The sequence below is a fragment of the Halomonas sp. KG2 genome, from assembly GCA_030440445.1.
Taxonomy (GTDB): domain Bacteria; phylum Pseudomonadota; class Gammaproteobacteria; order Pseudomonadales; family Halomonadaceae; genus Vreelandella.
The window spans coordinates 1,404,081-1,425,820 of sequence record CP098528.1 but is presented as its reverse complement, the minus strand read 5'-3'; the positions used below and the strand labels follow the sequence as shown (position 1 = coordinate 1,425,820).

General features: G+C 52.8%; 19 protein-coding genes. 10 read left to right on the top strand and 9 right to left on the bottom strand.

The window, feature by feature from the left end; translation table 11 throughout:
* The first annotated feature begins 378 nt into the window (after nucleotides 1-378).
* The 4 genes from NDQ72_06585 to NDQ72_06570 are packed head-to-tail and all read left to right on the top strand — an operon-like array spanning nucleotide 379 to nucleotide 5,153.
* The gene (locus tag NDQ72_06585) at nucleotides 379-1,821 is read left to right on the top strand and encodes a TolC family protein (protein ID WKD29606.1); all 1,443 of its coding nucleotides are present in this window, start codon (nucleotides 379-381) and stop codon (nucleotides 1,819-1,821) included.
* Complete coding sequence (locus NDQ72_06580; protein WKD29605.1) at nucleotides 1,818-2,831, top strand: biotin/lipoyl-binding protein; 1,014 nt, start codon at nucleotides 1,818-1,820, stop codon at nucleotides 2,829-2,831. Before NDQ72_06585 ends, NDQ72_06580 begins: the two co-directional genes overlap by 4 nt.
* Complete coding sequence (locus tag NDQ72_06575; GenBank protein ID WKD29604.1) at nucleotides 2,818-3,963, top strand: ABC transporter permease; 1,146 nt, start codon at nucleotides 2,818-2,820, stop codon at nucleotides 3,961-3,963. The genes NDQ72_06580 and NDQ72_06575 overlap by 14 nt, the downstream gene beginning before the upstream one ends.
* Complete coding sequence (locus NDQ72_06570) at nucleotides 3,963-5,153, top strand: ABC transporter permease (GenBank protein ID WKD29603.1); 1,191 nt, start codon at nucleotides 3,963-3,965, stop codon at nucleotides 5,151-5,153. Before NDQ72_06575 ends, NDQ72_06570 begins: the two co-directional genes overlap by 1 nt.
* A 168-nt stretch (nucleotides 5,154-5,321) precedes the next feature.
* On the opposite strand, the gene phaC is transcribed toward NDQ72_06570, so the two are convergent.
* The 5 genes from phaC to prmB form a co-directional block, all read right to left on the bottom strand.
* Nucleotides 5,322-7,175 carry a class I poly(R)-hydroxyalkanoic acid synthase gene (gene phaC, locus NDQ72_06565; GenBank protein WKD29602.1) on the bottom strand — a complete coding sequence of 618 codons (1,854 nt, stop codon included), beginning with the start codon at nucleotides 7,173-7,175 and terminating at the stop codon, nucleotides 5,322-5,324.
* 93 nt (nucleotides 7,176-7,268) lie between these two features.
* Nucleotides 7,269-7,679 (bottom strand): phasin family protein, encoded by a 411-nt coding sequence (locus NDQ72_06560; GenBank protein ID WKD29601.1) that lies wholly within the window; start codon nucleotides 7,677-7,679, stop codon nucleotides 7,269-7,271.
* A 155-nt stretch (nucleotides 7,680-7,834) separates the two neighbouring features.
* Nucleotides 7,835-8,245, bottom strand: coding sequence for a hypothetical protein (locus tag NDQ72_06555; protein WKD29600.1), 411 nt, complete (start codon nucleotides 8,243-8,245; stop codon nucleotides 7,835-7,837).
* Nucleotides 8,246-8,305: 60 nt separating this feature from the next.
* Nucleotides 8,306-9,397: a chorismate synthase gene (aroC, locus tag NDQ72_06550; GenBank protein ID WKD29599.1), complete on the bottom strand. Its 1,092-nt coding sequence runs from the start codon at nucleotides 9,395-9,397 to the stop codon at nucleotides 8,306-8,308.
* A gap of 13 nt (nucleotides 9,398-9,410) precedes the next feature.
* Nucleotides 9,411-10,370 carry a 50S ribosomal protein L3 N(5)-glutamine methyltransferase gene (gene prmB / locus NDQ72_06545; protein ID WKD29598.1) on the bottom strand — a complete coding sequence of 320 codons (960 nt, stop codon included), beginning with the start codon at nucleotides 10,368-10,370 and terminating at the stop codon, nucleotides 9,411-9,413.
* 170 nt (nucleotides 10,371-10,540) lie between these two features.
* On the opposite strand from prmB, the gene NDQ72_06540 reads away from it, so the two are divergent.
* A complete protein-coding gene (locus NDQ72_06540; protein WKD29597.1) occupies nucleotides 10,541-11,107 on the top strand; it encodes a Smr/MutS family protein in 567 nt (188 codons plus the stop codon).
* Between the two features lie 9 nt (nucleotides 11,108-11,116).
* Here NDQ72_06540 and NDQ72_06535 read toward each other — a convergent pair whose 3' ends face one another.
* Together NDQ72_06535 and NDQ72_06530 are read right to left on the bottom strand one after the other, a co-directional pair.
* On the bottom strand, nucleotides 11,117-12,160 hold the full coding sequence (locus NDQ72_06535; GenBank protein ID WKD29596.1) for a patatin-like phospholipase family protein: 1,044 nt from the start codon (nucleotides 12,158-12,160) through the stop codon (nucleotides 11,117-11,119).
* A 34-nt stretch (nucleotides 12,161-12,194) separates the two neighbouring features.
* Nucleotides 12,195-13,073 (bottom strand): alpha/beta hydrolase, encoded by an 879-nt coding sequence (locus NDQ72_06530; GenBank protein ID WKD29595.1) that lies wholly within the window; start codon nucleotides 13,071-13,073, stop codon nucleotides 12,195-12,197.
* Between the two features lie 482 nt (nucleotides 13,074-13,555).
* On the opposite strand from NDQ72_06530, the gene umuD reads away from it, so the two are divergent.
* Together umuD and NDQ72_06520 are read left to right on the top strand one after the other, a co-directional pair.
* A complete protein-coding gene (umuD, locus tag NDQ72_06525) occupies nucleotides 13,556-13,981 on the top strand; it encodes a translesion error-prone DNA polymerase V autoproteolytic subunit (GenBank protein ID WKD30358.1) in 426 nt (141 codons plus the stop codon).
* Nucleotides 13,978-15,324 carry a Y-family DNA polymerase gene (locus tag NDQ72_06520; protein WKD29594.1) on the top strand — a complete coding sequence of 449 codons (1,347 nt, stop codon included), beginning with the start codon at nucleotides 13,978-13,980 and terminating at the stop codon, nucleotides 15,322-15,324. The genes umuD and NDQ72_06520 overlap by 4 nt, the downstream gene beginning before the upstream one ends.
* Here NDQ72_06520 and NDQ72_06515 read toward each other — a convergent pair.
* Nucleotides 15,286-16,749 (bottom strand): sodium-dependent transporter, encoded by a 1,464-nt coding sequence (locus tag NDQ72_06515; protein WKD29593.1) that lies wholly within the window; start codon nucleotides 16,747-16,749, stop codon nucleotides 15,286-15,288. The genes NDQ72_06520 and NDQ72_06515 overlap by 39 nt on opposite strands.
* Nucleotides 16,750-16,906: 157 nt before the next feature.
* Between NDQ72_06515 and NDQ72_06510 the strand changes: the two genes are divergently transcribed.
* The 3 genes from NDQ72_06510 to NDQ72_06500 all read left to right on the top strand — a co-directional run bounded on the left by NDQ72_06510 (nucleotide 16,907) and on the right by NDQ72_06500 (nucleotide 19,935).
* Complete coding sequence (locus tag NDQ72_06510) at nucleotides 16,907-18,205, top strand: M20/M25/M40 family metallo-hydrolase (protein WKD29592.1); 1,299 nt, start codon at nucleotides 16,907-16,909, stop codon at nucleotides 18,203-18,205.
* A gap of 405 nt (nucleotides 18,206-18,610) precedes the next feature.
* Nucleotides 18,611-18,814 (top strand): hypothetical protein, encoded by a 204-nt coding sequence (locus NDQ72_06505; protein ID WKD29591.1) that lies wholly within the window; start codon nucleotides 18,611-18,613, stop codon nucleotides 18,812-18,814.
* Nucleotides 18,815-19,134: 320 nt separating this feature from the next.
* Complete coding sequence (locus tag NDQ72_06500; GenBank protein WKD29590.1) at nucleotides 19,135-19,935, top strand: MipA/OmpV family protein; 801 nt, start codon at nucleotides 19,135-19,137, stop codon at nucleotides 19,933-19,935.
* 248 nt (nucleotides 19,936-20,183) lie between these two features.
* Here the strand turns inward: NDQ72_06500 and NDQ72_06495 are convergent, their stop codons facing one another.
* Nucleotides 20,184-21,650, bottom strand: a complete 1,467-nt coding sequence (locus NDQ72_06495; protein WKD29589.1) for a PLP-dependent aminotransferase family protein — start codon at nucleotides 21,648-21,650, stop codon at nucleotides 20,184-20,186.
* Between the last annotated feature and the right edge of the window lie 90 nt (nucleotides 21,651-21,740).

Here is a 21,740-nt window from a genome sequence, read left to right as displayed (position 1 = left end):
GCCCCGTGGCTATGATGAACGTGGGCATCTGTTAACACTGGCGAAAATAAAGAACGGGCACTCGGGGGCATGGCTAGAGCCTCGATTAGCAGTAAGAAGTACAAGCAACTTTTCAAGACTTAAATCCAGAAGACCAAGTCAAATTTATTCAAATTAACACTACTTAATATATCTCAAATTACCCAACAGGCAATTTCATAACAGTCGCTTTATTGAAAACTTGCAATGAATGCTAGCCAGCTAACATAGATCACTAACGCTTTTGGCGATGATCAACGAAAAACCAACGAATTTCCGATAAACTTTTTTCATTTATTGTGCTTAACACCTACATTGTGGTTTAACATTTTTAATAAACAACAAATGAGGTGATGAGTTGTGAAAAGCTCGGGCATTTTTTTATGGGCATTACTACTTGTGATAGCCACAGCGTCACCCAGCCAATCTGCTCAAGCACAACCACTCGCACTAGAAGACGCTTGGCAACAACTGCGCAGCCAAGACGATGATGTTGCAGCAGGCCAAGCCGCCCAACAACGCGCCGCTGCACTGCTTTCCACCCGCGATAATTTACTGCTGCCTCAAATAGACCTGTTAGGCTCTTATACCCATCTCGATAACCCAATTGAAGTAGACGCACTTGCGCTTAATCCGCTTAATCCGCTTAGCAGCGTAGCTGACTCTTTGCCTGGCCAACTGTTAGTTGACCTTATTGGTGGTCCCAATGCATTTCGTACACCAGTCACTAACCGCAATGTTGCCAGAAGCTCGTTAGCGATGTTTTGGCCGCTCTATACGGGGGGCAAAATCAGCTCTGCGCGGGAACTATTAACTCTGGAAGAGCGGGAAGCCTCCCTGCTACTTGAAGAGGTCTACCGCGTCCGTTTCATGGATCTAGTAACCGCTTATTACGGACTAGTCATGGCAGAGCGGGCGCTGGCGACTCAACAGCAAGCTGAAGACACCCTTGCTCAGCATTACCGCTCTGCTCGTGCACTTGAAGACCAGTATCAAATTGCCCGGGTAGAACGCTTAGCCGCCGAAGCAGCCTATGACCGTTCACGCATCACTACCCGCGCTATTCGCGAACAGCGTGATAGCGCCCAGCAAGCATTAGCGTCGTTGGTGCACCATGCACCTTCTGGATCTAGCTTAGGAGGTCACTCATCGGGCCCAACGCCTACGTCTCCCCTGTTTACGCTTGCGTCGCTGCCGCCGATTGGGCATTTTCAACCAGGGCTATCCGACCATCCTGCTCTCAGGCTATTAGCTAATACCCAGGCACAGGCTGAAAGCGTGGTTGAGGCAAGCCGTGGACTTTATCATCCCAATGTTTTCATGTTTGGCAGCTACAACCTTTATGAAGACGACTCTTTAGCAAGCGATCTCACACCAGACTGGCTAGTTGGCGTTGGCGTCAGCATGCCACTGGTAGACCGTAGCGGACGGAGTGGCAAAGTACAGGCAGCGGTGAGCACTGTTTCGGAATTACGCTATCGCCAGCAGGCCGCTTCCCGCAAGCTGGAATTGCTGCTTGACCAACACTACCGTGAAGCGAACCAAGCGCTTGAAGAGTATAACGACCTCGCAAGTACAGTGGCGTTGGCAGAAGAGAGCCTGCGCCTGCAAACACTGGCTTTCTCAGAAGGGGTTGGTCGAGCGCTCGATGTGATTGATGCCCAAACCTTTCTATCCACGACCCACACGCGCCGTGATGCTGCCGCCTTCCGGTTCGTCATGTCACTTACCCAGTTACTCAGTATTACAGGTCAACAAGAAGCACTGTTTGCTTACCTTAGCGAGGGGGATCCAATTCCGTGACCACGCGCAGATTTCTTATCCTGGCCATATTGGCAGGGATCGCCATCGCCGTATCCGTTGTTTTTTGGCACACCTATAGCACACCCCCTCTTCGCTTACAGGGTCAGATAGAAGCTCGACAGTATATGGTGTCTTCAAAAGTCCCTGGTCGGCTTGCAGAGATTGACGTACGGCGCGGAGATAGCGTCAATGTCGGTGACCGGGTATTCCGTATTGATAGTCCTGAACTTGAGGCAAAACTCACTCAGGTCGATGCCCTCGATACGATCAGCCGCTCGCTGGCACAAGCGGTGGAAGGCGGAACTCGGGAAGAAAAAATTGCGGCTGCTCGCAGTGAGTTTCAGAAAGCCCAGGCTGCAGAAACCATGGCACGAACAACCTATGAACGTACTCGCGTACTAGCAGAGCAAGGCGTTGTGGCACGCCAACGACTAGATGAAGCCTTTACACTGCTACGGGTAGCGGAACAGACGCGGGTAACCGCAGCGGAAGTGCTTAGATTAGCAGAGGCTGGCCCTCGCGAAGAAGCACGCACCGCTAGCCGTGCTGGCGAAGAGATGACCACCAGCCTGCGCGACGAGATCAACGAACTGCTTGAAGACTCAATGGCGTTTGCCCATCATCAAGGCATCATCAGCAATGTCTTACTAAATACAGGTGAACTGGTACCCCAGGGTTTCCCAGTGGTCATGATTACTGATTTAGATGAGGCATGGGCACTCTTTAATGTGCGCGAAGACCTGCTACAGCATTTTTCGCAAGGAACCGAGTTCGATCTGGATATTCCCTCTCTTGGCCAACAGGCACGCTTTCGAGTCAGCCACATCGCAGCGTTGGGCGACTTTGCTACTTGGCGTGCCACGGTGCCCGGGCGCGGCTTTGATATGCGCACGTTTGAAGTGGAAATGCACCCGGTCGAGCCAGTACCTGGCCTAAGGGCAGGCATGAGTGTATTGCTTGATTTACCGTCTGAGGATGCGCGGTCAGGTAGCCAACATGGAACCGACTAGGCTGAATGGCTGGCAGGCGCTGCGCAATCAGCCTTGGCTGCTAGCCTTGGCAGGATGGCTGCCCCCATTAATGACGCTGTTATTTATTGCCGTATTTGAAATGGGCACCCCTCAATCGCTGCCCGTGGGCGTAGTCGATTTAGACCATACCGCTGAATCCCGTTCGCTACAGCGTTATTTAGATGCCAGCCCAGCGTTAGATATGCTTAACCCTTACCCTTCGGCGAGCGAAGGGGCCGAAGCGCTACAGCATGGTGACGTCTTAGCACTCTTGATCATTCCACGTGACTTTGGCCGCGACTTACGTCTCTCTCTCAGCCCTGAAGTCGTCGCGTTCTACAATAGCCAATACCTGCTGGCCGGAAAATTCATTTCCTCCGCGTTAACTCAATCAGGTATGACTTTCGCCGCCGAAGCAGGTGTCGCATTGCGGCTTGGTCAAGGTTATGCGTTACCACAAGCAGTAGCCGCAGCGGCTCCCGTGCGGCCACAAATCACCTCCCTTTATAACTCTGGCATGAGCTATGCCCGCTTTTTAGTCACCACGATCACGCCCGCACTTTGGCAAATTGTGATTGTTGTCGCCACGCTGCTTACGCTTTGCTGGCGGCTCGAAAAAGCCCCTTTACCAGCCACTTTCTCCGCTAGAAGTACCGCACTTTGGCAACTACTGACGCCTATTTCGTTGCTGCTTTGGCTTCAGGGAGTATTAATGCTGGGCCTGTATAGTTACTTTCTCGGTTGGTCGTCAGAGGACAGTCTTGCTTGGTTAGTGGCCGGAATGGCACTGATGGTACTGGCCGTACAAAGTATGGCTACGCTGATTCTCTCCGCGGTTGCCAACAAAGTACGCGCACTAAGCCTTTGCGCCGCCTATCTAGCGCCAGCCTTTGCCTTTATGGGAATTACCTTCCCAAGAGGCGACATGAATATGCTGGCACGGGTCTGGGGTAACTTAATGCCATCCACACACTATATTGAACTCCAGGTAGCAGTGGCTGACCACGGAGCACCGCTGGCTACTCTGCTACCGCCCTTATTGATATTGCTGCTGTTTCTGCTGCCACTCCCCTTAGCCATTCATGCCTTACCAAGACAGTTAAACATCAACCCTGCCGAGCAGGTGTCCTAATGAGTGCCTGGCAACGGTGTTGGCAAGCGTGGCAGGTAGAGATTGCGAATATATTTGCTGACCGGGCCGTACTGCTCGTTATTGTTGGCGGCTTACTGTTTTATGCCGTTCTTTACCCTCTTCCCTATCATAAGAGTGTGCCGGGAGAGCAAGCGGTGGCGGTGGTGAATCATGACCACACTCATCTAGCGCGGCAACTTATCCGCATGGCAGATGCGGCTCCCCAAATTAGAGTCGCCGCCCAGCCTTCCAGCATGGCGGAAGCAGAAGCCTTACTGGCCAATGATGAGGTTCATGGGCTCCTGATTATTCCGTCTGGCTTCGAGCGCGATGTTTATTTAGGCCGCCCTACCAGCCTGTCTTTCGCTGGGGACGCCAGTTACTTTCTAATTTACGGCAATGTTGTCGAGGGCTTGCTGACTGCCGCGACGACGCTCAGTGTACAAACACAAATTGTTGGTAGCTTAATGAAAGGGGAAAACCCTGCTCAGATTCCCGGTCAAATCATGCCTATGCGAATCACTACCAAACCCGTATTCAACCCCACCTCTGGCTACATCAATTACATTGTGCCTGCTGTCTTCGTATTAATTCTGCACCAGACGCTGCTAATTGCCGCGGGCAGCGTAACCATCAAAGATCGTGCACGCAGGCGCCTGGGGCAAACCGCGCCATCGCTTGCATTAGCACTGCCGCTTCGACTTGTCACTTTTATGCTTATCTACCTATTATTTGCCATGCTCTATTTTGGCTTTTTCTTTCAGCTTTATGGTGTCCCCCATGTTGCAGCACCTAGTGAATTACTGGTCTTCAGCGTGCTATTTTTCATGAGCGCCACGCTGTTCGCCATTTGGCTTGGCTACCTGCTTCCGCGACCAGAGCTTCCCACTGTCCTGGTGCTCCTCTCGTCACTACCGATCGTCTTCACCGCTGGGTTTGCTTGGCCCGCAGAGAGCTTGCCCAAGTGGTTAGATACCCTAACCCTGCTGATTCCTGTAAAACCTGGCATACAAGGTTTTTTGGCGATTAACCAAATGGGGGCTCCACTGCTCAGCATCGGGCGGGAAGTTAGCGTACTGGTTGGATTATGCGTTCTGTATGGCGGATGGCTTTGGTGGCTCGCTTGGCAGCAACGCCAGCCAAGCCCACGACAAGCTCATTGCAGTGACATTGCTGAAAGGGACGAATAAAGGCTACTAACAGAAGGAGTACTAATAGTAGAGACGCAAATGGCGGTGATGCCTCGATCGGTCAACTCCAACGAGACACACCGCCATTTTCTACCACTCTAAACGTTGCCGTTAGTGTAAAGATAAACGTAACGGTTTTTCATCAACCCGTCATTCCGTGGAGGAGAATCATTCCGTGGTAGGGAGTTCGCCCAGCACTTCGGGAATCGTCATTTTCACATAGCGACCAGGAGCGCTTTCAATAACATTTAGCCCACCTTCTCCAGGCTGACGCGCGGGCACCATTTTTTCCGGATCAGGATCTGCATAGCCGTTCTCCGTTACCCAGGCCTGCCAATGCGGCCACCAGGAACCTTCATTAAAGGTCGAGCCTTCTTGCCACGCATCATGCGTTTCGGGCAGCGCATCGTTGGTCCAATAGCCGTATTTATTCTTATGAGGAGGGTTCACAATGCCCGCAATATGGCCAGAACCACCCAACACAAACGTCACCGGCCCTTTGGGCAACAGCGCACCATAATACGTACTGTTCCACTTCGCGATGTGATCTTCTTTCGTCGATACGAAATAGCAGGGGGCCGATATTTTACGAAGGTCAATCTTCACCTCGTCCAACTCAATGCCACCCGGCTCGACCAAGCGATTTTCCAAGTACATATGGCGCAGATACCACGCATGCGTACCTGCTGCCAGGTTTGTGCCATCGGTATTCCAATACAACAGGTCAAACGCTGCGGGCGTTTCGCCTTTCAGATAATTATTGATGTAGAACGACCAGAAGAGATCATTCTCACGCAATAAATTAAAGGTATAGGCCATTGAACGGCCATCCAAATACCCCTTCACTGCTAGCGTGTTTTCGATTCCCTCAACCACGCGCTCGTTAAGGAATACGCCAATATCACCGGGATCGCGGAAATCTTGCAACGTCGCCATGTAGGTAACGGACTTCACCTTGCGACCACGCCGCGTACTTGTCAGATAAGCGACCGTTGAAGCGGTTAGTGTCCCGCCCACACAGTAGCTCAACAGGTTGACCGACTTCTCGCCACAGGCTTGCTCAATGGCCTCCATCGCGCTAATGGGGCCCATTTGCATGTAATCAGCCCAGGTGATGTCACGCTGTTCTGGTCCAGGGTTACGCCAGGAGATTAAAAATACGCTATGCCCTTGATCCACCATCCACTTAACCAGCGAATTGTCTTCTCGCAGGTCGAGAATGTAATACTTATTGATCCATGGGGGCACGATCAGCAGTGGCGTTTTAAAGGTTTTTTCCGTAGTGGGGGCGTATTGAATCAGCTGAATCAGCTCATTTTCATACACTACAGCACCCGGGGTAACCGCAATGTTATCGCCAATACCAAAGGCACTTCGATCGGTCATGCGTACATTGATACCTTCGGCTGAGTTCGCCAGGTCTTCTCGCAGACGCGTCAAACCATCCACCAAGTTCTGCCCGCGAGTTTCCAACGTACAGCGCATCACTTCGGGATTAGTCGACACGAAGTTAGTCGGCGACATGGCGTTTACCAACTGCCGAGCATAAAACGCCAGATTGCGCTTTTGCGTTGGGTCTAGGCCATCCAGGTCTTCTATGAGTTCCTCTACCATCTGCGAAAACAGCAGATACTGCTGCATAATCGCCAAGTAGTAAGGCTCTTGCGTCCAGGCTTCATCTTTAAAGCGGCGATCGCCTTTAGCAGGTGTGATCAATGGCGTCACCTGCTCACCAGACATAGCGCGCACACCCTGTTGCCAAAGCAGCCACTGATCTTGCATAAGGCGCGATTGGGTTTGCCACAACAGGTTAGGGTTACTCATGAGCGATTGCGCGGCGGCTTCAAAGCTTTCGCGCATATCACTGTAGACGGAGTCAGCAGCTTCGCTGGGGGCTATCCGTGACAGTAAATCCTCAAGCAGGCCTTTGTACTGTTCACCGACATCGCTTAGCTGCACTTTCCATGCTTCAAGCTCTTCTTGAGAAACACCTTGAGACGGCATTTTCCACCCTGACAGCATACTCACTCTCCCCTCACCTGCTTGGCATTCTCTGCCCAGGCACATCATCCAAAAGAACGCGGCGCCTTGAAGGCGCCGCGAACATAGTTGCGTTTAGCTTTTACGTGAAGACTGGCTAGTCGCTTTCGCAGGCTGTTCGCTTTTCGTGGCAGAGGTGGCTTGCTCGCTCATTTTCTGCCCAGCTTCGCTGAACAGCTTTTCCATTTCGGATTTGAATTGCAAGCTCATCTCACCCATGACACGGGCATCTTCCTGCATTTGCTGAGAAAGCTCGTTCATCATTTCGGCTTGTTTGGTGCCAAAATCACGCAGGCTCTCTGCATCGTCAATTTCCGTCGCGCTACGAATGCGCTCGGTGCCCATCTGGCTGTAGCGTTTCATTGCTTCCAGCTGATACTGGGTCATTTTTTCCATGTTGTTGAGCATCAGCGAGTTCATCTTACGCATTGGCTCAAACATTTGGCGGGTTTGGGTACTAAAGGCGTCCATCATTTTATCTTGCATAGTGTCTGCTCCTGTCTCTCGTTCCTTGGCATGAGCCTGGAGTGGCTCATCACATGGCAAAATTGCTGCACTGCAAAAAGAGTAAACGCTGCAATGCTGCTTTGCAACATTCTTAGCAGCTCGCTCAACAACGCTACACATTTCACATGACAGTTCTACCCTTTAGTGCGAGAACGCGAAGAAGCCGTCGCTTTCGCTTTGGAGCTTCTCGCACTTGATGCGCTTCTACCTGACGCTGCTGGCTTAGCAGCCTCTTGAGACTCGCCTTGATCTGTGCCGTCATCCTGTTCGGCACCGCTGCCGGAGGAACCCGCTTTGCGCAACATGTCCAACATCATCTGTTGATACGTGCCAAAGTTAGCTAACCCTTGGGAGAGACCTTGTTGCATCATCGGCTGCTGCAGGAAAGGACGCATTAGATTCATAGGGTCATAGCCATCCTCCCCTGACTCCATTTGCCGCTGAATATTTTCCAGCAGGCTTTGCTGAAACGCCTCAACGTCCGGCAGCCCTAGTGATTGGCGAAACTCATCCGGCGTCAGGTCAAATTCAACATTGATCTTCATAGGCGACTCCTTAACCATCTTCCTAGAGTGTAGCAGCGTTACGCGAGGCGCACCGTGCTGTTATTGTTGTTCTAAACGTGGCGTGTCAACGCTAACATCTCCATTTTGTCCACGATGACGTAGCCAATGATCTAGCAGTGTGATTGCCATCATCGCCTCAGCGATAGGCGTCGCACGGATACCGACACACGGGTCATGGCGGCCTTTCGTTATTACCTCAACTGGCTGACCATGTATATCAATTGATCGCCCAGGCGTGGTAATACTTGACGTTGGCTTCAACGCTAATCGCGCGACGATCGGTTGGCCACTGGAGATTCCGCCCAACACCCCGCCCGCGTGATTAGATAGAAACCCTTCGGGCGTCATCTCGTCACGGTGCTCGCTGCCACGCTGAGCAATGCAACCAAATCCGGCGCCGATTTCTATCCCTTTTACCGCATTGATGCTCATCAAACCATGCGCCAGATCAGCATCTAAACGGTCGAAGACTGGCTCGCCTAACCCGACCGGCACACCGTCGGCAATCACGGTTATTTCAGCGCCTACGGAATCTTGATCCCGGCGCAGCTGGTCCATATAGGCTTCAAGTTCGGCCACTTTGTCCGAGTCAGGACAGAAAAAGGCATTTTCGCCTACCGCATCCCAGGTTTTGAATTCGATTTTAATGGGCCCCAACTGGCTCATATAACCGCGAATCTGAATCCCTTGCGCGGCCAGTACCTGCTTGGCAATAGCGCCAGCAGCAACACGCATTGCTGTTTCTCGCGCGCTAGAACGACCGCCGCCCCGATAATCGCGGTGGCCATACTTATGATGATAAGTATAGTCAGCGTGGGCAGGACGGAATTGATCTTTGATTTTAGAGTAGTCTTTGGAGCGCTGGTCGGTGTTCTCGATCAATAAACCAATCGACGTGCCCGTGGTTTTGCCTTCAAACACGCCAGAAAGAATCCGCACCTGATCCGGCTCTTTACGCTGAGTGGTGTGTCGAGAGCTACCTGGACGGCGGCGATCTAGATCAAGCTGCAAGTCTGCTTCACTGATCGGTATGCCAGGTGGGCAACCATCAACAATAGCGCCTAAAGCAGGGCCGTGGCTCTCACCAAACGTGGTAACGGTAAATAGCTTGCCAAAGGTATTGCCAGACATGGGCGTTAGTTCCTCACGCAAAAGACGCCGCATGGGCGTCGAGTTCAGCGGCGCTCAAGGCAAAAACACCCTGGCCGCCACGCTCGAATTCAAGCCAGATAAAGGGCACTTCAGGGAAAGCAGCCTCCACATGGCGGTCGGAATTGCCAACTTCAACAATCAGCCAGCCCTCGTCGGTTAAGTGCTGGTGTGCTTCACGCAGAATGCGTCGCACAATATCCAACCCGTCGTTACCAGCGCCTAACGCCAGAGCAGGTTCATGGCGGAACTCGGCAGGCATGGTGGCCAGATCACGCGCATCCACATAAGGTGGGTTAGACACGATCAGGTCAAAACGCTGCCCTTCCAGGCCATCAAACACATCGGATTCGACAGCCCGCACGCGATCACCAACGTCGTGACGCGTAATGTTTTGACGAGCGACCGCTAAGGCATCCTGGCTAATATCCGCCAACGCCACCTCGCAGGTAGGCAATACCAATGCAGTGGCAATGCCGATACAGCCAGAACCGGTACATAAGTCCAATACTCGGGCAGGCGGCTCTTCCGGGAACCATGCAGCAAAGCCGTCTTCAATCAGCTCGGCAATGGGCGAGCGCGGAATTAACACGCGTTCGTCAACGCTGAACGGGAATCCTGCAAAAAAAGCTTCGCCCAGTAAGTAAGGCAGCGGGCGACGAGTCGTCACCCGCTCTCGCGCTAACCGGATAATGCGTTCGCGCTCTATTGGCAGCAAGCGGGCATCCAGCACAGCTGGGTCGACGTTCCATGGCAGATGCAGTGCGCCTAAGCAAAGCGCAACGGCTTCGTCCCAGGGCGATTCCGTGCCATGCCCATAGTGCAGCCCCGCCAGATAAAACTCGCTGGACACCCAGCGTAAGTAATCGCGCAGTGTAAAAAGCTCGCTCATCAATGCCGATTCCGGCAACGAAAGCATTGAATGGGAGGTCTCATCATTGAGATGCGTGGTCACAGCGACTCCTGGCGTGTAAAAAGTTCATGGAAGGATTGTACCTTTGACGCCGTCTGGTTCACAGCGCGTGGTTCACGGTGAACGGTTCACAGCAACGACAAGCTCGCTATACTGTGCGCTTCTCAATTATGCTTATTTGTTAACACTTCATTTCTCTATTTGAGCCGACCATGACGCGACACCTGCCCAACGACGACGATATCAGTGTCTTTCGCCAAGCGCTGCAGGCAGCAGGCGTGCGCCGTATTGCCAGTAACCAAGCTGATCCCGGCAAGCCTAAGCGCAACGACGAAGCTGCCCAGCAAGCACGTCGACAAGCGGCGGTAGAGAGCAACACGCTGCAAACCAGCGGTCGCACGACCGACGGTCGAGTAGAGGCGGTACGCCCCTCAGAGTATCTGGAATTCAGCGTGCCCGACCTGCCCTGGCGCACCTTTAGCCAGTTAAAACGTGGCCAAACTGCGTGGCAAGCGGGGTTGGATTTACACGGTTATACCCTAGAAGAAGCGAGGATTGAGCTTGAAAGTTTTTTGCGCGACGCCGCTGCACAAGGCATGCGCTGCGTTCTAGTCGTGCATGGTAAGGCCTGGGGCACTACCTCCGACTTTCCGGTGCTTAAAAGCCATACCAATGCGTGGTTAAGAGAGTGGCCCGGTGTCTTGGCGTTCTGTTCCGCCACCGATATCGATGGCGGAACAGGCGCGGTGTATATTCTGCTGCGCAAGCGCGGGCAGTAGGCGGCTATGTCACTCGGTCGCATCCGAAGCAATGCTAGGCATGCGGCGCTCTAACGCTTCATCAGCAAGATGCCGACCCAGCCGAATTAATTCGTTAGCGCGGTGAAACTCATAAGTGCTGCAAACAGTTTTGGGAATCTCGATCAATACATCCGGCGGATAGCCTGCGATTTTATACTTCGCCAGCGCCGCCTGGGTGATATCAAACGACTCTAGAATCATATCGAGCTTACCCCATTCGCGCCGACCACGCAGGTCAACGGTTTCATCAACATCGCTCTCTTCGCCATTGCTGCCCCCCAGCCCATCCCACAGGCGGCGCGTGGTGGCACGCACATCGTCCATCCAACCGCCAATATTAGCATCACGGTCGCGCTCTAACGCGGTGCGGCTGTCACTTGTATCTTCGCTGGGTAACAACTCTGCTAAGGTGATCGGTTGTGGGCTGTGCGCCGTCACGTTAACCGCCACGACAAAATCCGCTTCGTGGGTGGCTAATATCGGCATGATCGGCAGTGGGTTCAGCAAGCCGCCATCAACGAGTACCTGGCCACCCACATGTACTGGGGTAATGACACCCGGCACGGCAATAGAGGCACGGATTGCCTGGAGTAAAGGGCCATTTTGAAACCACACCTCACGTTGACGAATCAGATCCGTCGCGACGGTCGTCACCGGAATAGGCAGGTCTTCGATCAGCATATCGCCGACCAGCTCTTCTAGCTTGCTCATGACCTTATTCGCTCGCATGGCGCCCATCGGGCTCCAGGTCACATCGACCAGTTTGAGCACGTCTAAATAGTCCAGGTTACACACCCACTCCCGGTATTCAGGCAGCTTTCCAGCGGCATAAATACCAGCAATTAGCGCGCCCATAGAGCAACCGGCAATCGAAATTATCTCGAAGCCGCGCGCTTCCAATGCTTCGATAACACCGATATGGGCATAGCCCCTGGCCCCTCCGCTCCCTAATACCAGCGCAACCTTATTACCGCCATTCAAGCAGCTGCTTGCCACAGGTGTTTTAACAACATGCGCTACTTTTTTCTTCATCTTCATCTTCCTAACGCGAGCAATCAGGTACCCGCTACGCTTGCTGACTGATTGTACTGGCCACGCGATGAACCGATTGAGGCTCAAGATGCAGATGATGGCCACCCGCTAGTACATGGCGCGTTAACTGTGGTACCGCTTGGCGCGCTTTTTCTGCCCAGTCCCGCTCGCCTAAAATGCCCCGTTCCCCTTCTATCAATAGCACCGGGGCTTGAATCTCCGCCAGTAGTGCCAACACTTGCTGGGGCGTAAAACGCACCAAGGAAGGCTTTAATAAACGGCTATCAGTGCGCATTTGCACATGCCCATCGGCAGTGGCCTGGGTGTTGCGCTCGACAAGTGGCGTGGCGGTGATACTGTCCAGCGGCGTGACACCTCCGGCTACCCGCGCGGCAACTGCACTCTCAACATCGGGATAACGAGGAGGACGGGAAAGCGGCCGCCTATAGGCCACTAGCCCTTTGCGTAGTTGGCTGGCCGTCTCTTCAGCGGGTGTGTTTAGCGCTCCTAAGCCATCTAACAGAATTAGCTTATCTACCTTCTCAGGCAGCGCTGCTGAGACTAGGCAAGCCACGGCTGCCCCCATCGAGTGGGCAAGTAGCGTCGCCTTTTCGATTTCTAATGATTCCATGGTATCCAGCACGTCGTGGGTATAGTCCCATAGTGCATAGTCGCTTCCTGCAGGCGCATGAGCTGAGTGCCCGTGACCACGGAAGTCGATCGCTACAATGCGTATATCCAGTGCTTTCACCAACAGCGGCGCCAGCCGGCTGAAGCTCGCCGCGTTGTCTAGCCAACCATGCAGTGCCACCCAAGTAGGCGCAGTGCTACGCCCCCAGCTAAGCGCCGCCAGCCGACCATTCGCCAGGGAAAGCGGCTGCGCAGCGGTACCGACGTGAGTCGATTCATTCATAAGCAGGATCTCTTAAAAGCCGGATAACCAAGCAATGTCATATACGTCAGATGACGCTCTAGGGCGTAAACGTTACCATGCTAAGCGCAGCGCATCTGCCGCTTTATGCGGATAACGCTTGCGTGCTGCGACTACTTCGAAATGCTCTTAACGATGATGACCAACAGGAAAATGACTATGAAACCACGTCGTGACACCCGTGCTCGCAACCTTGTGTTCTTGATTACCGTGATCAGTGCGTTGGTGGTTGGCCTGTGGCTTGCTCGCTAAGCCAATAGCCCCCGCCGAGCCAGTAGTCCTCAGGCTCTCAACGTTGAGCGTCGCTTGCAATTTCTCCTTCATGAATAAATACTGCCTATAAATACTGTATATAAACACACTATTTATTCATGAGGATGCCGACGATGCCGTCCCAACCCGTCGCGTTAAAAACAGCCACGTTTGCAACAAGTACGTTAACAACGAGTACATTTCCAACAACGATGGTTGCGACAGCCCTGCCGTTAACCTCTCAGCCGTTGCCATTTCCAACGCTATACGGCCGTGCTGGGTTTAGCGGCTTCCCCTCACCTGCTCAAGATTACGAACCACGCACGTTGGATCTCAATGAGCGGTTGATTAAACACCCCAACCATACGTTTTATCTCACCGCCGCGGGCGACAGCATGGAAGGCTGGGGGATATTTGAAGGTGACTTACTGGTGGTAGACCGCAGCATACCGCCCCGCTTAGGGCATATCCTGGTCGCTATGTTTGAAGAGGAAGTACTGATAAAGCGTTATGCGCTCTATCAAGGCACGCCACACCTCTGCTCGGCACATCCTCACTATCCACCGCTGCCGTTAGAAGAGACAAACTGCCAGCTATGGGGGGTGGTGCGCGCTGTGGTGCATGAGTATTTGCCATGATTGGCCTTGTTGATGCCAATAATTTTTATGTTTCCTGCGAGCTCGTTTTTAACCCCACGCTTGAAGGCAAACCCGTGGGCGTGATGTCGAATAACGATGGCTGTGTGATCGCCCGTTCGGCCGAAATGAAGGCCTTGGAAATTCCCATGGGCACTCCCTCTTTTCAGTTGGAAGGTTTGCGCCGACGGGGAGAGATTCACTTATTGTCATCTAACTATGAACTCTATGGCGACATGTCCGCACGACTCGCCCAGCTACTGCGGGATGCTTGTCCAGACGTCGCGCCTTACTCTATTGATGAAATGTTTATCTATCTGGATGGCTTCAGCGACGCTCAATGCCAAGCGCTTGGGGAAGTTGTCCGCCGCCGTGTTCGCCGCTATTTAGGGCTGCCCGTATGCGTAGGGCTGGCACCTACCCATACGCTAGCCAAACTCGCTAATCACGTTGCCAAACAGCAGCCTCACTACCAAGGCGTCTGCCTACTCACTGCCAACAGCCCGACCACTACGGCGCTGCTTAAACAGCTGTCGGTGAATGACGTATGGGGCGTCGGCAGACGCCTAGCAGAACGGCTTGCGGTGAGTGGTATTCGCACGGCGTGGCAGTTGCGGGAGTGTGACCCAAAGCAACTTCGCAAACGATTTTCAGTGGTGCTTGCGCGTACAGCGCTAGAGCTACGCGGTACCTCCTGCTTGGAAATGAACGCACTAGAAGCGCCGCGTCAGCGTATTATGACATCACGCTCTTTTGGCCAAGCAACCGGTGTAAAAGCGGAATTGCACGCAGCGCTGCGCCGCCATGCTCAGCGCAGTGCCGAAAAACTGCGCCAGCAGAAAAGCCTTACCCGCGCCATATTGCTATTTCTAAATACCAACCGCCATCGTAAAGACCAGCCTCAGCTTTCACCTAGCGCGATGATTCCCCTGGCATCGCCAAGCGACGATACCCGCATCATTTTAGAAGCCGTCCGCGAAGGGTTGGAACAGATGTATCGGCCGGGTTTTCAGTTTATGAAAGCCGGTGTCATGCTATTGGACTTAGTCGATGCACAGCAGTATCAGCTTTCGCTGTTGCAGCCTTCACATAAAGCACACCCGCACTTGATGAACACCGTTGACGCGATTAACCAACGCATGGGGCAAGGCACGATTCGTTTTGGAATGACAGAGGCGGAAGCACCGTGGCAGTTGCGCTGTGCACACCGCTCTAACCGTTACACCACCTGCTGGGACGAACTCATGGAGGCAGGCACTCACCCTGGTGCCATTGCAGCTGCCAGGGTGAAGCGTGAACAACAGCGGCTAGCGCGAGCGCAGCGCTTGGCGCAGCCGCGGGCTTAGAGTCTCCCCCACTGCGACCATGACCAGCAAAACCGCTAGCAGCCACGGCCAATGCACCGCGAACGAAACTTGGTAAAGCCCCAAGGCATCAGCAAAGATAACCAAAATACCCAACGGACTAACGTAGCGCACCATGGTCAACCATAGCGCATAAGGCAACGGTGCAAGGCCTAGTTCATCGCGGAATGTCTCACTTTTCAGCACAAACCCCGCCAACACGACCGTACCCAAGCCACCCAGCGGCATCATCCAGCGCGAGGTCAAATAATCCAGCCAGTCAAAGAAGTTTTTACCCGCCAGTGTCCAATCAGCGCCCAGGTTAAACGATAGCATCGCCAGCGTGCTGATCAGCCATAGCACGATGCCCGTCGCCCAAGAGGCCGATTTACGGGTCATGCCTTTGTTATCGCATAACCACGACACCGTGGCTTCCACCATCGAAATAGACGAGGTCAGCGCCGCCATCGAGAGCATCAAGAAAAACAGAATGCCAAATAACGTGCCCATTGGCATCGCCTGGAAGGCCAGCGGCAAGCTCATAAAGATAAGCCCCGGCCCTTCACCAGGATTCATCCCGTTAGCAAAAATAACCGGGAAGATCGCCAGCCCCGCCATTAGCGCAACCACGGTATCAGCAATGGCCACGCTTATCGTGGTACGCCCAATGGATGCACCTTTGGGCAAGTAGCTACCGTAAGTCAGAATCGCACCGGATGCCAACGACAAGGTGAAAAAGGCGTGGCCCAACGCCGCCAGCATGCCTTCACTGGAGAGGCTGCCCGCGTTGAACGAGAACAAGAAACTCACTGCCTCGCCAAACCCACCGGAAAACACCCCAAAAATAATCAGCAGAATGAGCATGAGCACCAGCCCAGGCATCATCCAACTGACGTTTTTCTCGATACCTTCCTGAACGCCTTTGCCCACAATCACCATGGTCAGCACTGCCACCAGGGTGCTCCAACCGCCCAGAATGAACGGGTTGGCATTATTGGCTCCAAAGACCGCCGCCATGTCATCAACGCTACTGCCTGCAAGGCCACCGGTGAGCATTTTCCATAAATAGGAGAACGACCAACCTGCGACCACGACATAAAACGACAGAATCATAAAGCCGCAAAGCATCGCCATCCAACCAATCAGCGACCAGGCAGAAGAGCGGCCAGACTCATTGACAACGCGCCGTATCGCATCAATCGGGCTGCCGCGCCCACGCCGACCAAAGGCAATTTCGGTCATCATCACTGGAACGCCAACGGCTAAAATGCACGCCAGATACACCAGCACAAAGGCCCCACCACCATACTCCCCGGTGATATAGGGGAATTTCCAAATATTGCCCAGCCCCACCGCCGAACCGGTGGCTGCCAGCATAAAGCCCCAGCGGCCCAGCCACTGAGTGCGAGGTTGCCCAGAAGACGCCATGACCTTCCACCTTGTCAGAAAAAAGCGCCTATCCTAGAGGATTTTATAACCAAAGCCCAAAATTCTTGTCTCTCTAGGCGAACCAGCCATGCGCATCTGAAGCAAGAATCTGGCAGACTAGTTAGCGATGAACACCACCCAACGGAGAGTGCTTAACATGAGCGACAGCGCCAAACCCTGGACGCAACCCATGCCCGACGCGCAGTTCAACATCATGCGCGATATTCTTGCCGCCCCTAGCCCGGTAGGCCTGGAAGGCGCCATGACCTACGGCGTACTGAAGCCCTACTTTGAAAGCTTCGCACCCAGCGGCTGGCATCTGCATCAGTTTAAAGGCAATGCTGGCGTAGTGCTGGACACCCACCCTGGTCGCGATGACATGTTCAAAGTGATGATCATCGGCCATGCAGACAAAATCCGCATGCAGGTTCGCTCGATTGGCGAAGACGGCAAGATCTGGATCAACACTGACTCCTTCTTGCCTACCGTACTTATCGGCCATGAAGTGAAGCTATTCAGCGAAGATCCTGACGCCCCCGGCAGCTATCGCTGCATCCAAGGCGGTACAGTAGAAGCCCTGGGCGCGATTCACTTTTCTGATCCTGCACAGCGCGATGGCAGCAAAGGTATCAAAAAAGAGCAGATCTACCTGGACCTGCAAATCCATGGCGAAAATAAAAAGCAGCAAGTGCTGAATTTAGGCGTTCGCCCGGGTGATTCGATTATTTTCGACCGCCCCATTCGCCCTGGTTTTAGCCCGAACACCTTCTACGGCGCTTACCTGGATAATGGCTTGGGCTGCTTTGTTACCGCAGAAGTGGCGAAGTTAATCGCAGAAGCCGGTGGTACTGAAAACGTACGCGTGCTGTTTGCCATTGCCAGCTACGAAGAAATTGGCCGTTTCGGCAGCCGCGTATTGGCTGGCGAACTAAAGCCAGACGCACTGATTGGCGTAGACGTTAACCACGACTACGTAGCCGCCCCCGGCATTGGCGACAAGCGCATGCAGCCGCTGGAAATGGGCAAAGGCTTCACGATGTCCGTAGGCTCCATTGCCAGCGAACAGCTCAACCGCATTATCGCCAGCGTCGCCAAAGAGCAGGATATTCCCCTGCAGCGGGACATCGTGGGCGTGGATACGGGTACTGACGGCATGGCAGGCGTGCTGGCCTCTATTGATAGCGCAGCTACCTCAATCGGTTTCCCGATCCGCAACATGCATACTATTTCCGAAACCGGCAACACCCAGGATGTACTCGCGGCAGTTCACGCGCTGACCCACACCTTAAAAGCACTGGACGCCCTACCTGACCTGCAGCGGGAATTCCTGGACAACCACCCACGGCTCGATCAGGCCAGCACGCTTAGCCATCAGGGTAGCGACAAGCCTGATAGCGACAAGTCTGATACTGATGAAGACAAAAAAACTTCAAAGCCCAAAAAAGCAAAGAAGTAGTGAAGAGATAGTGAAGAACGAGTGTAGCCAAGCACTAGCGTAAAAAACCCCGGCCATTCCTGGCCGGGGTAGTAGTATTTCCTCCGTAATCCTTCTTCACGAACATCCTGTTCGTGCATCCCTGGTTTAACAAGCCTTCCTGCTTGGTCGTCCCTAACACCTTTCCCTGTGTTTACCTACCTTGAACCTCATATATGTCAAAAACATTAACCTGGGATATCAAAACATGAGTTTTTTAAATTTTTTACTACCCGTTTATAAATAGCTAGCTGCTTATATAAATGGCGAACTAGCCGTTTGCTGTTTATACTTTTTAAGCATCGTCACGGATGCATCCCTACACGGACGTTACCACGACTGAACCCATTAACTCCCTTGCGTTAGGAGGTCAGCGTGAGACATATCATGATTAGCCCGACAGTCTACGGCGTGGATATTATTTGCCGTCATTGCGGCAACGCGGAATCCTCGACAACGTCGTACCTAAAACGATTTCGCCTTGAGGGCACCGGCAAAGACAGCGCTACGCTGCGCTGTATGAATTGCCAAACGGCGGTATCCACGCCAATGAGCAAACTCAGCGCACTGTTTTATCATCACGCTTGTTAGTCAGCAGTGCCGTTTGCCCATAAAAAAACCCCGACCATCGCACTGGCCGGGGTTTTATCAGGTCCTCCTTGATCTTTCTTCACGAACCTCCTGTTCATGCGTCCTTGTGCACCACAAGCACTCCCTGCTTGCACTTCCCTGTAGCGCTCTCCCTGCGCTATGTGTGCACAGTGCGCCCTATAGCCGTTGAGTTATCTAACCTAAGCTATGAAACAGAAAATAGTTTCAACTCATGGGCCATACAGGTCTCTAGAGTGCTTGCAGTAGTTTGAAACAAAAACATACAATCTCGCAGGTTTGAACAATTTAAAGGACACCCCGTGACGACTCTCGTTTCTCGCGCGACTCAAAGCACTTCTAACTATAAGTGCTTCACCCCCTGGTTAGCAGCGGCTTTCATTAGCATCGCATTCGCTGCCCCCGCCTTGGGGGACAGCTGGGAAGGCAGTATAGGCGCAGGCGTAACCTACTCACCTGACTACCTGGGCAGCGACGACTATGAAACACAAGCGTGGCCTGTTCTTAACCTGACGTACGGCGACCAGCTCTCAATCAATGTGCGCGACGGTATTGAGTGGCACGCGATCCGTAGCGGAAACTGGACCGCCTCTCCGTTCATTGGCTACACCTTTGGGCGAGACAATAAGGGCGATATCAGCCGGTTTGAAAAAGTCGATGGCGGGGCCACATTAGGTTTGCGGGTTAGCTATCAGCAAGGGTTCTGGCGCTATAGCGTTGCAGGCAGTACGCCGGTAAGCGGCGACGTTGAAGGCGCGAAATTTTCCGCCAATGCTGTTCTGCGTATGCCCGTTAGTGAACGGACATTTTTCACGCTATCGCCCAGCGTTACCTATTCAAACGAGAAGTGGACCGAGTCGCTGTTTGGCGTATCAATGCAAGACAGCGCACGTAGTGGCGTGGCTGCTTATAACCCAGATAGCGGTTACTGGCGAATGGGGGTGAATGCTAGCCTTAGCTATTTCCTAACGCCTGAATGGACAGCTACCGGTTTCGTCGGCGCAACCCATCTGACTGGCAGCGCGGCCGACAGCCCAATCGTTGATGAGCTAGGTAGCGATTGGCAAGCCCTCACCGGAGTATCGCTAAGCTATCGTTTTTAAAATCGGTCGTTTTTATAATCGATCGTTTTTAACATAGGCAGTTGGCCATGCCTTAATAAGGCTAGCTTTTGGGGCATACGGATTTAATGGTTGATGGGGCACTTTAGCCCTATCAACCTGATACCGCCCTCAGATGGTTGACAGAATCCCCCCGTAGCCGAGCTCCTCTGCCCTGTGGTGTGTCGACATAACAAAGCAGAAACTAAACACTCATGCGCTAGCCCTGCTTGTCGCCTGTCGACTCCTACTCATTCTGATACAAGCAGGGCCTTTGAAAGCTGTTCTACTGACTGCGTAATCTCAGCTTTACTCAATGCTCCGAACCCAAACCTTAGATGGGTCGGTATAATCTGATCATCGTTGTAAACGGTGCTTAAAGTTGAGTCTTTGCCGGGAAGCTGTTCCAACACCTTCCCATTAACAAGCTTTGAAATATTTACCCATATAGCCATTCCTCCTGTAGGCAGCTTAAAAGAAACCTTATCACCAAAAAAACGGACGAATTCTTCTGCAGCGAAATTACGCCTTGCCTCATACTCCTTTCGCGTTTTTCTGATATGACGCCTGACTTCACCTGATTCCATCAGATTTGAAAGCACAAGTTCAGATACCGCATTACCCTGCCTGTCAATCAAGACGATTTCCTGTGCGGCACGCTCAATAAACTGAGCATCGGCCGCCATATATCCAAGTCTTAGACCAGGAGCAAAGACCTTCGACATCGAACCTATATGAACAACATTCTCAGAATTCGGCAGGCTTGCGAGCGGAGGAATTGGGTTCGTTTCATAGTGAAACTCATGATCATAGTCATCTTCCAGAACCGCAAACTTGTATGTTTTGGAGAGTTCCAGAAGTACCAGCCGCCTGCTCATGTGCATACAGACAGTTGTAGGATATTGATGGTGGGGGGTGACATAAATGGCTGCAACTGAATGTTCAGCCAGTATCTCTCTCAAGTGTTCTATATCTAGCCCTTTATCATCAAGCCTGCATTTCAAGACTTTAAAGCCATTTGACTCAAACGCAGCTCTAGCGGGCAAATAACAAAGGTCCTCCATGACGATGGCACCTTTTCCCGGATCCAAAATTCGAGAAGCAAGATAAATCCCCATTTGGCTCCCTCTGACAACACAAACCTGCTCTGCAGAACAGTTCATAAAACGGTCACCGGATAGCATTTTCGCGATCGATTTCCGTAATTCAATGCTCCCTTTAGGGTCGCCATAACCCAGCTTTGATTGACGGCTAAGGTCTATACACACCCGTCGATAGGTTCGCGCGAGCAGCTCATAAGGGATAAGACGAGAGTCCGGAGTACCATCATTCATTATCGGTATGTCGTTATAAGAGCCGCGTGCCCCCTGGTAGAGTATTTCAACCAGCTCCGAGGCCGATTTTGTCCTGTCGGTACTGTTGACCAAGTAGTGGTCTGACGTGGACAGCCCTTGCTCGGGAAGGGTTTCAGAAACAAACGTACCCGACCTAGAGCGTGTAACCAGCCACCCCTGAGCTTCCAGCTCTTCGTATACCTGCTGTACGGTTTTCCGATTAACGCCTAGTTGCTCGGCTAAAACGCGGGACCCCGGCAACATGCTGCCGGGCGTCAGCCGCCCTTCCTTAATATCCGCCGTTAACGTGTTCAACAGTTTTGAATGCAAGGTTTTACCAGAGCTGTCTTCCAGCCACAGCTGAGTTTGCCAAGGCCTTAACATGTCACCCCCTCCTCTGGACCACTTAAATTAAAAAAACTGGCCCTTATTAAGGGTCCAAAACGGCGATATTGTACAACCATTATCAAAGCC

Excerpts from the sequence above, each read along its gene's own strand:
- NDQ72_06575 (WKD29604.1), top strand. The coding sequence starts at position 2,818 with ATGGAACCGACTAGGCTGAATGGCTGGCAGGCGCTGCGCAATCAGCCT.
- NDQ72_06570 (WKD29603.1), top strand. The coding sequence starts at position 3,963 with ATGAGTGCCTGGCAACGGTGTTGGCAAGCGTGGCAGGTAGAGATTGCG.
- phaC (WKD29602.1), bottom strand. The coding sequence starts at position 7,175 with ATGCTGTCAGGGTGGAAAATGCCGTCTCAAGGTGTTTCTCAAGAAGAG.
- NDQ72_06560 (WKD29601.1), bottom strand. The coding sequence starts at position 7,679 with ATGCAAGATAAAATGATGGACGCCTTTAGTACCCAAACCCGCCAAATG.
- NDQ72_06555 (WKD29600.1), bottom strand. The coding sequence starts at position 8,245 with ATGAAGATCAATGTTGAATTTGACCTGACGCCGGATGAGTTTCGCCAA.
- aroC (WKD29599.1), bottom strand. The coding sequence starts at position 9,397 with ATGTCTGGCAATACCTTTGGCAAGCTATTTACCGTTACCACGTTTGGT.
- NDQ72_06540 (WKD29597.1), top strand. The coding sequence starts at position 10,541 with ATGACGCGACACCTGCCCAACGACGACGATATCAGTGTCTTTCGCCAA.
- NDQ72_06535 (WKD29596.1), bottom strand. The coding sequence starts at position 12,160 with ATGAAGAAAAAAGTAGCGCATGTTGTTAAAACACCTGTGGCAAGCAGC.
- NDQ72_06530 (WKD29595.1), bottom strand. The coding sequence starts at position 13,073 with ATGAATGAATCGACTCACGTCGGTACCGCTGCGCAGCCGCTTTCCCTG.
- umuD (WKD30358.1), top strand. The coding sequence starts at position 13,556 with ATGGTTGCGACAGCCCTGCCGTTAACCTCTCAGCCGTTGCCATTTCCA.
- NDQ72_06520 (WKD29594.1), top strand. The coding sequence starts at position 13,978 with ATGATTGGCCTTGTTGATGCCAATAATTTTTATGTTTCCTGCGAGCTC.
- NDQ72_06515 (WKD29593.1), bottom strand. The coding sequence starts at position 16,749 with ATGGCGTCTTCTGGGCAACCTCGCACTCAGTGGCTGGGCCGCTGGGGC.
- NDQ72_06510 (WKD29592.1), top strand. The coding sequence starts at position 16,907 with ATGAGCGACAGCGCCAAACCCTGGACGCAACCCATGCCCGACGCGCAG.
- NDQ72_06505 (WKD29591.1), top strand. The coding sequence starts at position 18,611 with ATGATTAGCCCGACAGTCTACGGCGTGGATATTATTTGCCGTCATTGC.
- NDQ72_06495 (WKD29589.1), bottom strand. The coding sequence starts at position 21,650 with ATGTTAAGGCCTTGGCAAACTCAGCTGTGGCTGGAAGACAGCTCTGGT.